The sequence below is a fragment of the Acinetobacter sp. S4400-12 genome (genome assembly GCF_024129495.1).
GTDB classification, from domain to species: domain Bacteria; phylum Pseudomonadota; class Gammaproteobacteria; order Pseudomonadales; family Moraxellaceae; genus Acinetobacter; species Acinetobacter lwoffii_C.
This window is the reverse complement of the sequence record NZ_JAMXYB010000009.1, coordinates 25307-44200: the sequence shown is the minus strand read 5'-3', so window position 1 is coordinate 44200 and position 18894 is coordinate 25307. Positions and strand designations below refer to the sequence as shown.

The 18894-nt window shown below is 46.9% G+C and carries 14 protein-coding genes; 11 read left to right on the top strand and 3 right to left on the bottom strand.

The window, feature by feature from the left end:
• The first annotated feature begins 44 nt into the window (after positions 1-44).
• The 3 genes from ffh to NI461_RS06100 all read left to right on the top strand — a co-directional run bounded on the left by ffh (position 45) and on the right by NI461_RS06100 (position 2970).
• Positions 45-1451, top strand: coding sequence for a signal recognition particle protein (gene ffh, locus NI461_RS06110; protein WP_151205020.1), 1407 nt, complete (start codon positions 45-47; stop codon positions 1449-1451).
• A 151-nt stretch (positions 1452-1602) separates the two neighbouring features.
• Positions 1603-2178 carry an alpha/beta hydrolase gene (locus NI461_RS06105; RefSeq protein ID WP_174659387.1) on the top strand — a complete coding sequence of 192 codons (576 nt, stop codon included), beginning with the start codon at positions 1603-1605 and terminating at the stop codon, positions 2176-2178.
• 186 nt (positions 2179-2364) lie between these two features.
• Positions 2365-2970, top strand: a complete 606-nt coding sequence (locus NI461_RS06100) for an alpha/beta hydrolase (protein ID WP_174659388.1) — start codon at positions 2365-2367, stop codon at positions 2968-2970.
• Here the strand turns inward: NI461_RS06100 and NI461_RS06095 are convergent.
• Together NI461_RS06095 and NI461_RS06090 are read right to left on the bottom strand one after the other, a co-directional pair.
• The gene (locus NI461_RS06095) at positions 2924-3664 is read right to left on the bottom strand and encodes a type III pantothenate kinase (RefSeq protein ID WP_151205023.1); all 741 of its coding nucleotides are present in this window, start codon (positions 3662-3664) and stop codon (positions 2924-2926) included. The genes NI461_RS06100 and NI461_RS06095 overlap by 47 nt on opposite strands.
• A gap of 14 nt (positions 3665-3678) precedes the next feature.
• The gene (locus tag NI461_RS06090; protein WP_174659389.1) at positions 3679-4434 is read right to left on the bottom strand and encodes a biotin--[acetyl-CoA-carboxylase] ligase; all 756 of its coding nucleotides are present in this window, start codon (positions 4432-4434) and stop codon (positions 3679-3681) included.
• Between the two features lie 27 nt (positions 4435-4461).
• Between NI461_RS06090 and NI461_RS06085 the strand changes: the two genes are divergently transcribed.
• From NI461_RS06085 to ligA, 5 genes are all read left to right on the top strand, one after another.
• Entirely contained in the window at positions 4462-5265 is an 804-nt protein-coding gene (locus NI461_RS06085; RefSeq protein WP_174659390.1) for a sulfite exporter TauE/SafE family protein, read from the top strand.
• A gap of 189 nt (positions 5266-5454) precedes the next feature.
• Positions 5455-6150 (top strand): GntR family transcriptional regulator, encoded by a 696-nt coding sequence (locus tag NI461_RS06080; protein WP_151205026.1) that lies wholly within the window; start codon positions 5455-5457, stop codon positions 6148-6150.
• An 11-nt stretch (positions 6151-6161) separates the two neighbouring features.
• Positions 6162-9614, top strand: coding sequence for a chromosome segregation protein SMC (gene smc / locus NI461_RS06075; protein WP_253152230.1), 3453 nt, complete (start codon positions 6162-6164; stop codon positions 9612-9614).
• Between the two features lies 1 nt (position 9615).
• Positions 9616-10647 (top strand): cell division protein ZipA C-terminal FtsZ-binding domain-containing protein, encoded by a 1032-nt coding sequence (locus NI461_RS06070; protein WP_253152193.1) that lies wholly within the window; start codon positions 9616-9618, stop codon positions 10645-10647.
• Between the two features lie 94 nt (positions 10648-10741).
• Positions 10742-12781 (top strand): NAD-dependent DNA ligase LigA, encoded by a 2040-nt coding sequence (gene ligA, locus NI461_RS06065; RefSeq protein WP_253152195.1) that lies wholly within the window; start codon positions 10742-10744, stop codon positions 12779-12781.
• Between the two features lie 83 nt (positions 12782-12864).
• Here ligA and NI461_RS06060 read toward each other — a convergent pair whose 3' ends face one another.
• A complete protein-coding gene (locus tag NI461_RS06060; protein ID WP_253152197.1) occupies positions 12865-13932 on the bottom strand; it encodes an aldehyde reductase in 1068 nt (355 codons plus the stop codon).
• 342 nt (positions 13933-14274) lie between these two features.
• Here NI461_RS06060 and bfr point away from each other — a divergent pair, with 342 nt between their 5' ends.
• The 3 genes from bfr to NI461_RS06045 all read left to right on the top strand — a co-directional run bounded on the left by bfr (position 14275) and on the right by NI461_RS06045 (position 18880).
• The gene (bfr, locus tag NI461_RS06055; protein WP_151204903.1) at positions 14275-14739 is read left to right on the top strand and encodes a bacterioferritin; all 465 of its coding nucleotides are present in this window, start codon (positions 14275-14277) and stop codon (positions 14737-14739) included.
• A gap of 309 nt (positions 14740-15048) precedes the next feature.
• A complete protein-coding gene (locus NI461_RS06050; protein WP_308729487.1) occupies positions 15049-16860 on the top strand; it encodes an ABC transporter substrate-binding protein in 1812 nt (603 codons plus the stop codon).
• 19 nt (positions 16861-16879) lie between these two features.
• Entirely contained in the window at positions 16880-18880 is a 2001-nt protein-coding gene (locus NI461_RS06045; RefSeq protein ID WP_253152232.1) for a M3 family metallopeptidase, read from the top strand.
• Positions 18881-18894 lie beyond the last annotated feature (14 nt).

Genomic DNA, 18894 nt, shown 5'->3' with positions numbered 1-18894 from the left:
AAGAAACAATTTTTTGCTACTGGCTATTTTAAGCGGATTTTGCAATGTTTGATACCTTAACAGAACGACTCACACAGAGTTTAAGAAATGTTACTGGCTCAGGGCAGCTAACCGAAGACAATATTAAAGATACGTTACGTGAAGTACGTATGGCACTTCTTGAAGCCGACGTTGCGTTACCTGTAACTCGTGAATTTATCGCGAAAGTTAAGGAAGAAGCATTGGGCCAGGAAGTGATGACTCAGTTATCCCCAGGGCAAGCCTTCGTCAAAATTGTCTATGACGAATTGACCAAAATGATGGGCGAGGCCAATGAAAGCCTTGACCTGGCTGCTAAACCCCCGGTGGTTGTGCTGCTGGCCGGTTTGCAGGGTGCGGGTAAAACCACCACTGCAGCCAAACTTGCACGCTTCTTGCAAGAACGTCAAAAGAAAAAAGTCGCGATGGTCTCTGCCGACGTCTATCGTCCGGCGGCGATTAAGCAGCTTCAGACTGTTGCCGGTGAAGTTGGCGCAATCTTCTTAGAGTCAAATGCTGACGAAAAACCAATTACCATTGCCAACCGTGCTATTGAGCAGGCAAAAATCCAGTTTGCTGATGTGCTCATTGTCGATACCGCAGGACGTCTGCATATCGATGATGACATGATGGATGAAATTAAAGAGCTACACGCAGCGATTAACCCGACTGAAACCCTGTTCGTGGTCGATGCCATGACCGGTCAGGATGCGGCCAATACTGCCAAAGCTTTTAACGATGCCTTGCCTTTGACCGGTGTGATTCTGACCAAGACGGATGGTGATGCGCGTGGTGGTGCGGCACTTTCGGTACGTGCCATTACTGGTAAACCGATCAAGTTCCTCGGGATGGGTGAAAAGCTGGATGCTCTGGAGCCATTCCATCCGGAGCGTGTGGCACAGCGTATTCTTGGCATGGGTGACGTGCTGTCTTTGGTCGAAGAAGTTGAACGCAAGATCGACAAAGAAAAAGCCGAAAAAATGGCGAAGAAATTGCAAAAAGGCGGCAGCTTCAACTTTGAAGACATGCTGATGCAATTCGAGCAGATGAACAAGATGGGCGGCATGATGGGCTTTCTGGATAAACTTCCGGGCATGAGCAATGCAGGACTTCAAGATGCGATTGCGCAGGCGAATCCTGAAAAGCAAGTGAAGAAAATGGAAGCGATTATCCAGTCGATGACCATCAAGGAGCGCCGTAATCCGGAGCTGATGAATCCCAGCCGTAAAAAGCGTATTGCAGCAGGTTGTGGCATGGAAGTGTCAGAAGTGAACAAGCTGATCAAGCAACATGCACAAATGGCAAAAATGATGAAGAAATTTGCCAATCCGTCGGGTATGGCAAAAATGATGAAATCACTCAGCGGTTTACAGAAACAGTTTGGAGGCGGCGGTGGCATGGGTCCACTGTTCGGCGGCAATGATAAAAAGTAAGGTGTTGAAATAAAAAAGGCGCGCAATGCGCCTTTTTTATGGGCTGGTTTTTCTTGCGCTTTTGTTTAAACAAAACAACATTTGCTTACCCAAATCCTCGATAAAATCAGGCAGACTCGACAGCATTAAAATAAATAAAGGCAAAATGCAGATGGCTCAGGTGATTGTGGTGCATGGTTATACGGCCAGCCCGGAAGAAAACTGGTTTCCATGGATTCAGGAAAAAGCTCGGCAACAACAGGTAAGTTTAAAAGTCTTGAAACTGGACCCGTCAACGACGCCAAAGCTGGAAACCTGGGATCAGCAGATGCGTGAACAGATTGATGGAATAGATGAAAACAGTATTTTCATTGCGCATAGTCTGGGCTGTCTGGCCACCTTGCATTATTTAAGCCGTGAACTAAAAAATCAGAGAATCAGACAGCTGGTGCTGGTTGCCGGTTTTAATGGCCGGCTCGGGCGTTTAGAGGAAGTGGACCCTTTTATTGATGCCGCTCAGGTAGATTTTGAGAGACTGAAACGTCAGATTGACGAGCGTGTGGTGATTTATTCGGAAGCTGATGACCGGGTATTGCCTGAATTTAGTTTAGAGCAGGCAGAAAGTCTGGATGCTATCGTGATCAGTGCCGAGCATCAGGGACATTTTATTAATTCTCAAGGCTGTACAGAACTGCCTGAAGTCTGGCGGGTAATTGAACCTTATTTAACTAAAATTCCATCTGATTAAACTGTGCTCACTTGCTGATTTAGAGCTTAAAGGCTTTAGATACATGATTTATATAGAAGCTAATCTATAGACAAAAAGTATGCAGAGCAGAAGCCAGCACTGTTGGCATGCTCTTTTCTAAATAATAAAAATGAATACAGCAGCGAATCGTCTGCTTTCTTTAAAATTTAAAATAAGTCAATCACCATGACCCATAGAATAAAAAAAGTGTATATCGTACCCGACTATCAAGCCACGATTAATGATCACTGGTATCCATGGCTTAGCCATCAGATCAGGAGAGCCGGATTTCAGGCCAAGCGCGTCATACTGGCCAATCCATTTCAACCCGATCTGGACGAATGGCAGCAAAACCTGCAAGTGCAGATGCCGCAGCTGGATGAACACAGCATTATTGTGGCTCATGGGTTTAGTGCTTTGAGTGTCTTACAGTTTTTGCAAAAACAGCCGGGCTTTCAAGAACAAAAAATTGGAGGATTGGCTATAGTGGCGGGTTTTGATACGCCCTTGGTGGCTTGGTCTGAATTAAATAAAATGATTCAGACAGTACGATTAAACTTTAGGGGATTACCGCAACATTATCAGCGGGCAGTAATGTTTGTGTCCAGCAATGACCCTTATGTGCCTGCACCAGTTTCACTGCGGCTGGCTCATACCCTGAACGCTCAAATTTTTGAAATCAGGGAAGCAGGCCATTTTTGTAAACGGGACAGTTATACTGATTTTCCTCAGTTACTCACTGTGATCATACGTTTTCTGGCAAATGGTCTGCAAAGTGCTGTAGGCCTTTAAGCAGCAGATCCGGTTCAATCACAGGGTCAAACTGTACCAAATGTTGGGCAAATAAGGGAGCATCGCCACCGGTCAGGATCAATTGTGCCGGAAAATGTTCCAGTACTTTTTGAATGGTACTGAGCAGCCCCAGCAAAATGCCATGATGTACGGCATCAATGGTATTGCGTCCCGGAGAAAGCTCCTCAAAGGCAGCATCCGGAATTTTAATGCCCTTGGTATTTTGAATCAGGGAATCGCGTTGCAAATACAGGTTCGGCAGAATATAGCCCCCGAGATGATATTGGCCCTGGGTCAGATCAATGGTCAAGGCAGTGCCACAGCTGATCACACAATAATTTTGTTCAGCTGATTTGGCGACTGCGAGCACTTGCAGCCAGCGGTCGATGCCGAGCTGGGATGGCTGGTCATAACCGCAGTGCAATCCTGCATATTCAGCCTGCACTTTGGCACAGATGACAGGTACATTCAGCTTCTTGAGTATTTTTAGAATACGGTCATTACTTTTTTTATCCTGAACTGAAGAAACGCCGACTTGCTGCAAGCCTAGCTCTTTAAAATGCTGGATCAGTCCAAGCAACAGGTCAGTGGGAGACTGTAAATGCAATTCAGCCGCATGCTCAATAATCTGATCCTGCTCGGTGATCCAGTATTTAAGCCGGGTATTGCCGATATCTAGCCATAGTTTTTTCATAGAGCTTGCTCTGTTCAGGTAGGGTTTTTAAGGCGAAGTTGACCCTGATAAAAAGCTTGAACACCCTGACTGGTGGCAATTTTTACTGCACCATCATCCTGAATGCCCAGAAAAGTTCCTGAATACTGCCCTTGCAGATCCGTGAATTCAACCGTTTGTTGTATAAATGCTGCAGAACGGTTAAAACGCGCCGCCAGATTTTGGCAGTCATAATTAAACCATTGACCGGCCTGCTGGATCGCCAGATAAAGCTGGGCAATCAGTTCCACTCTTGAGGTCTGCGTCAATCCCAACTCGCTTAAAGAACTGACCTGCTGGTCGGGTATCTCGGCAGAGAGAGGATCAATATTCAGGCCAACACCGACTACTACTTGCCGGGTTGAAATCGGTTCCACTAGAATGCCGCCCCATTTACCTTGGGGGCTATACAGGTCATTGGGCCATTTGACTTGAAGATTCAGTCCTTGCAGGCTCGGCATTTGCAGGATATTTAACGCAATTTCCAGCGCCAGACGGCCATCTATTGCTTTTTGTGTATGTAGCAATGTGCTTAAATAGATATTTCCTTCAGGCGAGACCCACTGACGCTGGCGTTGTCCGCGCCCCTGGGTTTGCACCCGGCTACAGACCAGTACGTGTTGTACATTTTTGCTGGCCAGTTCGCGTACATCATCATTGGTTGATGTGGTCACGGGCTTGATTAATAACACTTCAGGGAGTTGGCCTGCATCGCTTAAACGTTGCTGCAGTTCGCGAGTTTCTACATCCATTTGAATCTAAACGTGGTAAATGTCGTTATGGAGTTAATCATATATTTATTGATTGGTGCAATCGCAGGATTCGCCGCAGGCCTGTTTGGTGTCGGTGGTGGTCTGATCATTGTACCCATCCTGTACATTGTTTTTACCCAGCTCCAGTACGATCCAGGCGTGATTATGCATATGGCAGTAGGCACTTCTCTGGCCACAATTATTGTCACTTCGATCAGTTCGGTGATGGCACATCATCAAAAAGGTGCCGTTTTGTGGCATGTGTTTCGTAATCTGGCTCCCGGTCTGATCGTGGGCTCATTTTTCGGAGCGGGAATTGCCGATTATTTATCCGCTCAGGGCCTGCAACTCTTAATCGGCTTCTTCGCCGTCTGGGTCGCTTTCAGAATGTTTAGGGGTGCCCATATACAGATTAATCCGAACCAGCAGCTGCCTTCGGCCCCCCTACAACTTGCAGCAGGTGCAGGGATTGGGGTGGCTTCAGCGATTTTCGGAATTGGGGGAGGCAGTCTGACGGTACCTTTTTTAAATCGTTGCGGCGTCGCGATACAAAAAGCAGTCGCGACCTCAGCGGCCTGCGGACTCCCTATTGCACTTGCCGGAGCGATCGGTTTTATCTGGTTTGGACAGCAGGCACAGGTCAATGTAGCGAATACCATCGGTTATATCCATATCTATGCTTTTATCGGGATTAGCCTGATGAGCTTCTTTACCGCAAAGCAGGGTGCAAAAGTGGCACATCGATTGTCACCAGCGATGCTCAAAAAATGTTTTGCCGGCTTGCTGACCACAGTCGGGCTATATTTTATCTATCAGGGCTTTATTGCCTGATTTGTCTCTTTTAAACCAAACTTGATCAGGAGAATCGACTTGTATTCTCCTTTTTATCGGGCTGGATTGGCTGTACAGACACAAGATTGTCTGACAATGTCAAAGTATTTCCTACAAAAAAACCGTTTAATCAATGAAAGTTATTCAGAATGACTCCATTTGCATCAATAAAAATAAGACAGGAACGGTATGCAACAACAAGAAGCACACAGTTTATCTGTACAGATTGCCAAGCACATCAGTGAACAGATCATCCGGGGCGAGCTGGTCGAAGGCGAGCGGATTCAGGAACTTAGAATTGCATCGGAGCTGGACGCTAGCCGCGGTTCAGTGCGTGAAGCCCTGCTTTTACTGGAACGCACCCAATTGATTGAAATCTTCCCGCGCCGCGGAGCGATGGTCTCGGAAATGTCCGCTTTGCAGGTACGTGCCCTATTTGAAATGAGTGCCTTGCTTCTGGGGCAGATGGTGCATCGTATGGCTGAAAGCTGGCGTAGCCATGAAGCTGAGCGTATTCAGCTATTATTAGAACAATTGGAAGCCGAAACTCGCCAAGGTCATACTGAAAAGTTTTATGATTTAATCTTTCAGGGGATGGCCCAGCAACCGGAAATGGTGGGAAATCCTTATCTGATGCGCTACTACCAGGAACTATTACCCTCCTTGCGCCGTAGCTATTTTCTGACCCTGAATATTTCCAGACGTGAGCTACAAGAATCTTTCGAGCTGTTTAAGCTGGTTACTGAAGCAATTTTAATCCGAAAATCACATCAGGCCTCTTTATTTATGGAAGATTTTTGTCGACACTTACGCAACCTTGTGTTGGAATCTCTGACACGGATGAAACAAATTGAACTCGCGTGGGCCAGACGCTCACGACGTTAAATCAGGACACTATGCGTTTAAGCAGCTTAAAACTTTCAGGCTTCAAATCTTTTGCTGACAGCACCACGCTACACTTTAAAGATAATCGTACTGCGGTGGTCGGGCCCAATGGTTGTGGGAAATCCAATGTGATTGATGCCATTCGCTGGGTCATGGGTGAATCTAGTGCCCGCCAGTTGCGTGGTGGCAGCATGCAGGATGTGATTTTTACCGGAACCGCCAAGCGTAAACCAGTAGGCATGGCCAGTGTAGAATTACGTTTTGACAATACTTATGGCAAGCTGGGCGGGGCTTATAATGCCTATAGTGAGCTGGCTGTACGGCGACAAGTCAACCGGGATGGCAAGTCTGAATATTTCCTGAATGGCAGCAAATGTCGCCGTCGTGATATTACCGATATTTTTCTGGGGACCGGTCTGGGACCACGTTCCTATGCCATTATTGAACAGGGCATGATTAACCGTCTGGTCGATGCCAAGCCGGAAGAAATGCGGGTCTTTATTGAGGAGGCTGCTGGCGTTTCGCGTTATCAGGCCCGTCGCCGCGAAACCATGCTGCATCTGGACCACACTACACAAAACCTGTCCCGTCTGGAAGATATTGCTGCTGAACTGAAAGCTCAGCTAAAAACCCTGAAACGCCAGTCCGAAACCGCGATTCAATATAAAGAGCTGGAAGCAGAGATTCGCCGGATCAGGGTTGAAGTGCTTTCGTTCCAGTCGGAGCAGAGCCAGCGCCTGCAAGAAGAATACACGGTGCAGATGAATGAACTGGGTGAAAGTTTCAAGCTGGTCCGTTCAGAGCTGACGACGGTCGAGCATGACTTGGGAACCACCAGCGAGCTGTTCCAGCGCCTGATCCAACAATCTACACCGCTACAAAGCGAATGGCAGCAGGCTGAAAAAAAGCGCAGTGAACTGGAAATGACTTTGCAGCAGAAGCAATCCCTGTTGCAGCAGAACTCCAATAGTCTAATCAAACTGGAAGAGCAAAAAGCCCAGACCAAAGAACGGCTACAGTTGACTGAACTACAACTGGAAACCCTGCAAGCACAGCTTGAAGAACAGACAGTACAGCTACACCAACAGGAAGGCCAGAAGCAGAATCAAACGCAGCAGCTGGCAGAGCTTAAATCTCAGCAAGCAGCAGTCGCGGCCCAATTTACGCAAATTAAAACCCAGGTAGAGCAGCAACAACAGCGTCAATTACAGATGCTGGCGCAAAGCGAACAGCTGGCAAAAAATATTGCCCGTATCGAGCAGCAAAAACAGACCTTGGCTCAGCAAGTTAGCCAGATTCAGCAGCAAGTACAGCAGGATGAGCTGGAATATGATCAGCAAGATAGAGCCCAGGCTGAACAGCAGCTTGCAGGCCATGAAGCCCGGCTGCAAGAATTCAAAACTCAACTCGAGCAACTTCAGGCACAACAGGCCACGCATCAACAGCGTCTGATGCGGCTGAAATCGGAAATTCAGGTGCTGCATTCAGAACGGAAAAACCTGAGCCAGTTACTGACCAAAGCCCATCCACCGGTCAAGACCGATAGGGTACAGCTCATGCAGGTCTTAAAGCTTCAGCCTGCGGCCAAAGTCCATGCCGCTTTGATCGAGAAGTTTCTGGCCAAATGGCTCTCGGCTCAAGTGCTGACACAAGATGAGTATTTTTTAGAGAATCATGCACGTCAGCTCAAGACGCAAACGGTGCAGCTCCAGATACAAATCGCCGGCTTGCCATGTCTGGCGGACTGGATTGCCGCGCCCCATTATTCACTCTGGCAGCAGGTCGCCGTTGCCGAATCTTTTCATGCCGCTTTAAGCCTGCAACCGCAGTTACAGCCGGGTCAGTCGATCCTGAGTCTGGATGGTTACCATGTAGGGCCAGACTGGGTCATTGCGCTGGATTATGATGCACATAGTCAGGCCGGACAGGGTGCGCTCAGTCATCGTATTCGTCTGGATGAGATTGAGCAGCAGCTTGCTGAGCTCGAACCACAGCTTACAGAGGCGGAACAGCAACTCCCTGAGCTGAATCAACAGATCGCAGCCCTACATCACCAGATTCAGGCGAGTAGTGAGCAGCAGAAGCAGGCGCAAAAACAGTTACAACAACTTGATTTAAATATTGCCAAAGCCCAGAGTGCGACACAGGCCTTTACGCTACAGAAGCAGCAGTTACACAATCAATTGCAACAGCTGGAAGAGCAGCTGGAAGAAGATGCCATGCAGAAAGATGATCTGGAAATTGATCTGCATGCTTTAAACCTGAAATTGGAGCAGGCACTTCCGCAGTATAAAACCCTGCAATTTCAGCTGGAAGAACTGAATACTCAGCTGGAAGATGCACAGCAATTGAGCCAGCAGGTACAGCAGGAAGCGGAATTGTTGCGCCGGCAAAGTGTCCAGAGTCAGCAACAGCTCGAATTACTGGAAAAAGATCAGGTCTTTTTAAAACAGCAATATCAGCAAATTGCGCTCCAGATTGAGCAGGCCAAAAAGTTTGTTGATCCGGTACAGCTGGAATTACCCGCGCTACATAGCCAGTTTAAGGAACAGGCGCAGATCACGGAAAAACTGCAAAACACCTGGGCAGACTGGCAGCTTGAACTGAAGCAGTTGCAGGACAAACAGCAAAATTTAACAGAACAGCGACATCGCTTTCAACAACAGGATGAGAGAATCCGAACCGAACTGGAGGCGAAGCGTCTGGCCTGGCAGGCAGCCAAATCAGATTTACAGCATTATTCAGAACAGCTAAAAGAAATGAATAGTGAGATGATTTCCGGTTTGACGCTGGATGTACAGGCACATCAGGCCAAGCTGGAAAAAGCCCAGGCTAAGTTTGACAAATTGGGCGCAGTCAATCTGGCAGCTTCCGCAGAATACGAAGAAGTTTCCCGACGTTATGAGGAACTCAGCCACCAGATGCAGGACCTAGAAAATACAGTGGAACAGCTCCAAGCTGCCATGAAAAGTATTGATCAGGAAACCCGTAAGCTGTTTATGAACACTTTTGATCAGGTCAATGCCGAGCTGCAACACCTGTTCCCGAAAGTGTTTGAAGGCGGTGAAGCCAGCTTGAGTCTTGAAGACGGATGGCAATCGGGTGTAAAACTGATGGCAAGACCCCCGGGCAAACGCAACAGTTCGCTGGCTTTGCTGTCTGGTGGTGAAAAGGCCCTCACGGCATTGGCTTTGGTCTTCGCGATTTTTCGTTTAAATCCGGCGCCATTTTGTGTGCTGGATGAAGTGGATGCACCGCTGGATGATGCCAACGTGGGACGTTTTTGTAATTTAGTCAAAGAGCTTTCTGAACACGTGCAATTTATTTATATTACTCATAACAAACTTGCAATGATGATGGCGACTGATCTGTTAGGTGTAACCATGCCTGAACCGGGCACATCAAAACTAGTGACAGTAAATTTGGAACAGGCAAAAGAATACGGCTTAGCTGCGGAGGTATAACATGGAAATCACCACAATTATCGGGATTATTATTGCAGTTGTAATCATGCTGCTCGGCATCAAAATGATCTTTAAAAAACCTGCTGAAGCTGTCCCTTCTCTTGATGCAGATCTCCATATTGACCCGGATAGCCAGACGCCCGTCATTCCACGTCATGTGCGTTCACAGCTCAACAAAAAAGAAGCAGAAGCGGTAGAGCGGGTAGAACCACGCCTGCATGAAGAAACCCCTGTAGCGCTGTCTGCAAATCCCGACCAAGTCGAACCGGGACTTGCAGATGCAGCAAGTGTGGCAAAAGCAGAGAAGCATCAAGCTGTTACAGCAGAGGCTAAACCTGCCCCAGAACAGCTAGAAGATACACCGGCTGACGTGGCAGCCCCTAAAGCAGGCTTAGAACATCAAGCAGAATCTCAGCCGCAAGAGCAGATAAAAACTGAAGAAAGCAAAGCAGATATGACCGAAACGGTGCATGACTCAGCGCCTGAGTTCAGCCTGAACAGCAATATCGAAAAAGCTGAAATCTCTGAATTTAATGATGAAAGCAGCATTCTGGATGCACATCTGCATGAGCAAAAAATTGTGGATGAAGAAAGTGCGCTGGCCAATGCTGAAATGATCATTTCATTGCATATCTATCCGCAAAACCGTGTACTGTCGGGTGATAAAACCCTAAAAGTCTTGTTAAAATACGGCTTGCGTTATGGCGAGCTGGCCTGTTTCCACCGTTATAGTGAAGATGGTTCCAAACTGCTTTTTTCGGTGCTGCGCATGACAGATATCGGCATGGAAGGCTTTGATCTGGAAACCTTATCTACTGAAGAAGTGAAAGGTTTGGCTTTCTTCCTGGCACTGCCGCATAGCGATGTACAAAATGCCTTTGATACCATGGACAGTGTTTCACGCCTGATTGCCCGTGAAGTAGACGGGATTGTCTATGATCAGAATCATCAGGAATTTACCCCGCAATTACGTGAATTCTGGCGTCATCAGGCCATCGATTATCGTGCCGGACAAACTGCTGCAGAAGCTTGATTTGCAATATTGAATCTGTCGGTTCCGATTTTTATAATAGCCAACAGCTGAATGTGTATAGGGCGGATTAACCGCCCTTTTTTATGGTGAAATTATGACCCAAGATGCCACTGTCATTGCGCAAATGCGTCAACTGATTCAACTGCTTGCCCGGCATAATCATGCCTATTATGTAATGGATCAGCCAACCATTGAAGACAGTGAATATGATCAGCTTTTTCATCAGCTTAAAGCGCTGGAACAACAATATCCACATTTGAGACAACCGGATACGCCAACCGACAAGGTCGGAGGGCAGCCGCTGGCAAAATTTGTTTCCGTGACTCATGCAGTGCCTATGCTGTCTCTGGGCAATGTCTTTAACCAGGATGATCTCTTTGCCTTTGCCCGCCGGATTGAAGAGCGTTTGCCAAAGCAGACAATTGAATATGATGTCGAATTAAAGTTCGATGGCCTAGCGATTTCTCTGTGGTATGAACATGGGGTACTGGTGCGCGGTGTCACGCGGGGTGATGGCGAAACGGGTGAAGATATTACCCAGAATGTCAAAACCATCCGGAACTTGCCGAAGTTTCTGGTAGCGGTGAATGGAATCATTCCAGAGCTGCTTGAAGTGCGCGGTGAAGTCCTGATGCCGAAGTCCGGTTTTGAACGCTTGAATGCCGCCAATCTGGACAAAGGGGAAAAAACCTTTGCCAATCCACGAAATGCTGCGGCAGGAAGTTTACGCCAGCTGGATCCGAAAATTGCCGCTTCACGCCCTCTGGCATTTTATGCATATGGCATTGCCCAGTGCGTACCGCATCATGGTCAGGACAGCATGTCAGCCAGTCTGGAATGGCTGAGCCAGTTCGGGTTTGCAACCGGAGAGCAGCACTTTATCTGCCAGTCGATTGAGGAAGTGCAGGCTGTTTATGAGCGGATGATTCAGCAGCGGGTTGATCTAAGCGTAGAAATTGATGGCTTGGTCATTAAAGTCAATGACCTGAAACAGCAGCAGCAACTCGGCTTCTTGAGCCGTGAACCGCGCTGGGCCACTGCCTATAAATTCCCAGCCGTGGCGGCCATTACCACAGTTGAGCATATTGACTGGCAGGTCGGCCGCACTGGTACCTTGACCCCAGTGGCGCGCTTGAATCCAGTTGCAGTGGGTGGCGTCACGGTTTCCAATGTGACCTTGCATAATATAGGCGAGATTCACCGTCTGGATGTACGGATTGGTGATACCGTGAGTGTCTATCGCAGTGGAGATGTGATTCCTAAGGTTGAAAAAGTCTGGCCGGAATTTCGTCCTGCCGATGCACTTGAGGTTCGTTTGCCAGATACCTGTCCGGTCTGTGATTCACCAGTAGTTATGCCAGAAGGTGAGGCACTGGCACGCTGTTCAGGGGGGCTATACTGTGCGGCACAGCGGATCGAGGCGATTCGTCACTTTGTTTCGCGTAAGGCCATGGATATTGAAGGTCTGGGCGACCGTTGGGTAGAATCGCTGTTGCATCTGAATCTCTTGAAAGATATCTCGGATATTTACCATCTGCATGAGCATCGTGAAACCTTGCTTGGTATTGAAAAGATGGGAGCCAAATCGGTTCAGAACCTGCTGGATGCGATTGAAAACAGCAAGAAAACCACACTGGCAGCATTTATCTATGCACTCGGTATTCGGGGGGTAGGTGAAACCACGGCGCGGATGCTGGCCAATACCTTCCAGACTCTGGACGCCTTACGCCATGCTGATCTTGAAACCTTAAAGAAAACACCGGATGTGGGGGATATTACCGCAGAATGGATTATTGATTTCTTTCAGGCACCGCATAATCTGGAAGTGCTGGATCGTCTGCTTGCCGCAGGCATTCACTGGGATGCACCGGTTGCTCCGACTCGCCAGCCACTCAATGGTGAAAGTTGGGTGGTGACCGGAACCCTCAGCAGTATGGGACGTGATGAAGCAACGCAATTATTGCAAGCCCTCGGTGCTCGGGTGAGTGGCAGTGTATCTGCTAAAACCAAATGTGTGGTGGCTGGAGAAAAGGCCGGCTCGAAACTGGATAAGGCTGAAAAACTGGGCGTACCCGTGATGAATGAAGAGCAGTTTATTGATTTGATGCATAATTATGGCCTGCTGGAAGCCTAAGCTATTTTCTTGGCTTTTTAATCGCCTCTAAATATTAAAAAAGACACCTTCGGGTGTCTTTTACTTTCAAATCACTCTACCCGTTAAGGAATATAGCGTTTGACCAATCCGTCATCAAGAAGCTGCTGAAAATGCTCAACCAGACTTTCTTGTACCGGACGATATTGAATTCCGAGCTGATCCTGACTTTTTTGTGCATTAAAATAAATTGGATAGCCCATGTTGAGTTCGACAAATTTCCGGCTAAAGCCGGCAAGTGGGCCGAACATCTTAAATGCAGTTTTAGGTAACTGATTACGTGGGAAAGGAAACTTGGCACCAAAAGCTTTACGCAAAATTTTTCCCATCTCCAGCAGGCTTAAAGTCTCACTACAAATAATATAACGGCCTTCGGCCTCGGGATTAAATGCTGCACGGAGATGTGCTTCAGCCACGTCTTGTACATCGACAACCCCATTCCACATAGGCGGAACACCCAGCAGGGTCAGACCATTGGCAAACTGTTGCAGAACTTCCACGCTGCCAGACTGGGTGTTGGGGGTAAGGGATTCTCCAAATACCAGAGCAGGATTAATACAAATCAGATCCCAACGGTCCTGCGCCTCCGCCATTTCCCAAGCCTTGCGTTCTGCCATCACCTTGGAATAAGGATAAGGCTGATGATGGGACGAGCTGGTCATATTCCAGTGCGACTCATCAAAACGCTGCTGTTTGGTTTGTAAGATATCGATGGCATCGCCATAGGTCGAGGCAATACTAGAAGTCACCACCACGCGTTGAACCGATTCGGTCTTATTGATGCTATTTAATACATTTTCTGTGCCCACAACTGCGGGCTCAATGATATCTTTTACGGGGTCTGTATAATTGGTCACAACAAAAGGCGAAGCCATATGAAACACGATTTCACAGTCCTGCATCGCCGCATCAAAAGAACCCGGGGTTAGCAGATTGGCTGCAAACAGTTTAAGTGTGCCAGGAGCAGTGTCGGCAATCTGCTCCAGATGCTTAAAACTTTGCGTCTTGTTTAAATCCCGAACAGTAGCGTGAACGGTATACCCTTGAGTTAAAAGTTTTTGAATTACCCAGCTGGCGATATAGCCAGAGGCACCGGTCACGAGCACAGGCGCTGTAGTTGATGGTTGTATCATAATGAAACCGTTGTTGTTTTAAATTTCCCTGCATCATAAGACAAATCATGCATAAAATACCCCAATATAATGATATTTATACAAATATGATGAGTATTTTTTATCACGATGATTTTTTACAATTTTTAACGTTTGATTTTTCTAGTAAAATTTTGACTTTGGAAAAGATACAAGCAGTTGCAACATCTTGTTTTCTAAACGGGATTTATCTGAATTGAGAGGGTAAATGCAAGTGCTTCTCATTTTAATTTTATAAAAATCATATATTTACGTAAATTTAACTTTTGCAAAACCGCACAGTTTTATTCATAATAGATTTTATAAAATAGGGAGTAGTTCAAAATGCGTGGTAATCCAGAAGTCGTAGACTATTTGAATATGCTGATTGGCGGCGAGCTGGCTGCCCGTGACCAATATCTGATTCACTCTCGTATGTATGAAGATTGGGGCTTGAGCAAGATCTTCGAACGAATTGATCATGAAATGCAGGAAGAAGCCCAACATGCGGATGCAATTATCCGTCGTGTCCTGTTTCTGGAAGGCAAGCCGAACATGATGCGTGATGATATTGAAGTCGGTGAAGATGTGGTCAGTTGCTTGAAAGCCGATTTAAAACTTGAGTATCATGTGCGTGAAAAGCTGGCTCAGGGAATCAAGCTGTGCGAGGAAAAAGGGGATTATATCACCCGTGATCTGCTACGCCAGCAAATGTCTGATACTGAAGAAGATCATACTTACTGGCTGGAAAAACAGCTGAGGTTGATTGAGTTGATTGGTCTGCAAAATTATATCCAGTCACAGATGTAAAACATAGATAGAAAATCCCGCAATTTTGGCGGGATTTTCTATATTGAAAGGCGCTATTTTGAACACCCAACCATTTTTGATAATCCAGACGCGGGCAGACTGCTAAATGACAAGCAATAAAATGAGTGATTGATATAAAACAATAAAATTGAAGCGTGTAATGACAAGGCTTGGAAAAAATAGTAGCTCAGATCTACAGAACCGGATGAATCTTAAATTTAAGTTTATAAAGCTGCTCTTATTCTAAGCAGACTGTGGCATTATCTAGAGCTTGAACCTGTTAAAAAAATAAAGAATTAGATCAAGTGCATGCTAAAAGAAAAATTTTTAACTCCATTTTTACAGCTGACTCACTGTCTGATCGTAAGCTGTCTGTTTGCAACTGCTGCAGTACCGGTCGGGGCTGCCAATCCAGCCGATCCAAATAAAATCCTGCGTGATGTTTTTCCTGTGGCTGAAACCGGCTTTGATCCGGCTGCGACTCATGATGTCTATTCTGGCCGGGTCAACGCTGCCATTTTTGAAAATCTATTTAGTTATGATTATCTGGCGTCCCCGGTCAAACTGGTACCGAATACGGCAGTCGCTTTACCACAGGTCAGCGCGGATGGTCTGACTTATATTATTCAAATCAAGAAGGGAATTTATTTTGCAGATGATCCGGTATTTAAAGGCAAGAAGCGTGAACTGACGGCTGCTGACTATGCCTATTCACTGAAACGGCTGATAGACCCGACCTTACATTCTCCAAACAGCTGGTTGCTGGAGGGCCGGATCAAGGGGACGGAAGCCTTACTGGCACAGGCTAAAAAAACCGGCAAGTTTGATTATGATCAGCCCTTTGAAGGCATCCAGACGCCGGATCGCTATACCCTGATTTTAAAGCTGATTAAACCGGATCAGAACTTTGCAATGCTGCTTGCCCATCAGCCGGCAGCGGCGGTCGCCAGAGAGGTCATTGAAAAATATCGTAATAAGGCCGGCTTTGTGATGGATCATCCGGTGGGCACCGGGCCCTATCTGCTGAGTCACTGGACACCAGCTTCACGGATCATCTTAACCGCCAATCCGAACTATCGTGGCTTTGTCTGGAACTTTAAGGCCAGTCATCATGCAGATCAGCCTATTATTAAGGCCATGCAAGGAAAGAAAATGCCACAGATTGGTACCATTGATATTCGGGTGATTGAAGAAGCTCAGTCTCGCTGGCTGGCTTTTAGTAAAAATGAGCTGGATATCAGTGAAATTGAGGGTGATCTGGTGGTACAGGCATTAGAAAATGGTGTACTCAAACCGAATTTAAAAAAGCAGGGCATACAGCTTTCTCGCATTAGCGATCCTTTAATTGGCTATCAGTACTGGAATATGCGGCATCCGGTCGTCGGCGGATTGGCAAAGGAAAAAATAGCCTTACGTCGGGCAATGGCAATGGCATTTTCAACTGAGAAGATGATCAATATTCTGTATAAAGGCGATGCCAATCAGCTACAAATGCCGATTCCTCCCGGGATGGTCGGTTATTCTCCACAGTACAAGAGCAGTATTCCCTACTCAGTCAAGGCGGCCAATCTGCTGCTGGACCGCTATCAATATCAGGTCGGGACGGATGGCTGGCGGCGTCAGCCGAATGGCAAGCCGCTGGAAATTGAGCTGATTGTGGGAAATACCAGCCGTGGCCAACAGCAGGCTGAATTCTGGAAAAAGGCACTCGACAGCATCCAGATCAAGATGGTGAGTAAAGCCATGCCATTTGCTGAAGCCCTTAAACTGGAAAAGCAGTGCAAGACCATGTTTAAAGGCTCGGCCTGGATTGCAGACTATCCGGATGCCGATAACTTTATGCAGCTGTTTTACGGTAAAAATATCCACATGAGCAATAATTCCTGTTTCAGGCATCCCGAATTTGACCGGCTCTATGAGCAGACCCAGAGCATGAATCCGGGTCCTGAACGTGATGCCCTGTATCGCAAGATGTCACGCATTCTGGAGGTTAATATGCCGGTTCTCATGCTGTACAGCAGCTACCGTAATGTACTCACTCAAGCGCGGGTGATTGGCTATAAGAACCATCCGATTTTGTCAGCAGAATGGATGTATCTCGATGTCGATTCTAAAAAATAATCCAACACTGGAGCGATGGATGCAGTCAAAGAAAATGAAAATAAGCACTCTCAGTGTGTTGCTCATGATGAGCAGTTCCGGGGCAATCGCGGCTCAGCCCTCATTCTTGCCTTTATTTAAGGCAAGCGAGATTCCCGTCTTATGTGATGCAAACTTAAAAAAAATGCACAAGCAGGTTAAAAAGTTTGAAAACAAAAAAATAAAAAACAATGCCCGGAGTTCGGCCTATTTGGCAGAGTGGGACAACATTCTGGCCGAAGCGAGCGATTTTATTTCACCGATTGGACTATATAGCAATATAGATCCTGATCCGGCCATACGTCAGGCCGCAGATGATTGTGAGCTTAAAAGTGATCAATATCTGACGGCACTGTATCAGCGTCCACAGCTTTATGTCCAATTCAAGAAATTAACCGCAATAGATGAAATTGATCAGAAATATCTGAAGGATATTCTGGAACAGTTTGAAAAAAACGGTATACAGCTGAGCGCAGACAAGCAGAAACGCTTAAAGGAAATTATGGATGAGAGCACCAGGCTCTCTCAGGATTTCTCCAAAAACGTACGGGATAATCAGGACAAGGTTGAATTTAATCCAGAGGAAATGAAAGGTTTGCCAGACAGTTATATGGCAGGCCTGAAGACAAATACCCGTGGGAATTATGAGTTAGGCTTTGATTACCCGGAATATCAGCCTTTTATGGAGCTGGCAGACAGCGATGCAGCACGTAAACGCTATCAGACGGCGTATAGCCGGCGTGGTACTGAACAAAACCTGAAGCTGATGAAAAGGGCAATCGATCTGCGTTATGAGCAGGCACAACTATTTGGAAAAGACAGCTATGCCCATTTTGCCCTGGCATATCGTATGGCTAAAACCCCTGAAGCCGTCAATGCTTTTCTGGAGGAAGTTCATGCCAAGGTGGCGCCGCTAGAAAAACAGGAGATAGAGGAATTACGTCGTTTCAAGGCAGAAAGCTTAAAAATTCCTGTAGAAACAGCAAAAATTGAGCGTTGGAACCAGCTTTACTGGAATGAAAAGCTACGTCAGGCCAAATACCAGATTGATCAGGAAAAACTGCGCGATTATTTTCCAACTGAAGCTGCACAGAAATGGTTATTTGCCCTGTCTTCTGAACTATACGGCACCCAGTTCAAGCCGGTGAAAGTCAAAGCCTGGCATGATGAAGTGGAATACTATGCTGTGCATGACACTGCTTCCGGAGAGTTTCTGGGCGGCCTGTATCTGGATAAATACCCACGTAAAGGTAAGTATGGCCATGCCGCGGTGTGGGGTGTGTATGGGGGCAGCCGTTTAAATGAGCGCCGTCCCATCTCCGTTTTGGTGACCAACTTTAACCGTAAAGGGCTGAACAGCAATGAGCTGGAAACCTTTGTACATGAAATGGGACATGCCTTGCATGGCCTGCTATCTAAAACCCGCTATAGTGAGCAGTCAGGCACATCGGTAGAACGTGACTTTGTTGAAGCTCCTTCACAAATGTATGAAGAATGGGCGCGCCGTTTTGAAACGCTGTCTAAAGTGGCCGACTATTGTGAACCCGCCTGTCCACGCATTGATTCAGCCATGGCCGAGCGCTTAAAAAGCGTCAAGAATTATGGCCGGGGAGCGCATTATGCACGTCAGACCCTATATGCGCAGTATGACATGGCTGTGCATGGCCAAAATGCCTTAAGCCTTGATCCCTTAAAACTCTGGCAGGAAATGGAAAGTCAAACTGCCCTGGGATATGTCTCGGGACAACAGTTTCCGGGCCAGTTTGGGCATTTGATGGGGGGCTATCAGGCAGGTTATTACAGCTATATGTGGTCACAAGTTTTGGCACTCGACATGCTGTCTGCTTTTGGGGAGCATTTGATGAATCCTAAAGTGGGAGCACGTTATCGCGCTACGGTACTGGCTCAGGGGGGGCAAAAGCCGGGTGAGCAGATGGTCAAAGACTTACTGGGACGTGAGCCAGACAGTCAGGCGTTCTTCAAGGAAATTTCAGGACATTAAGTCAGGGCAGGGAT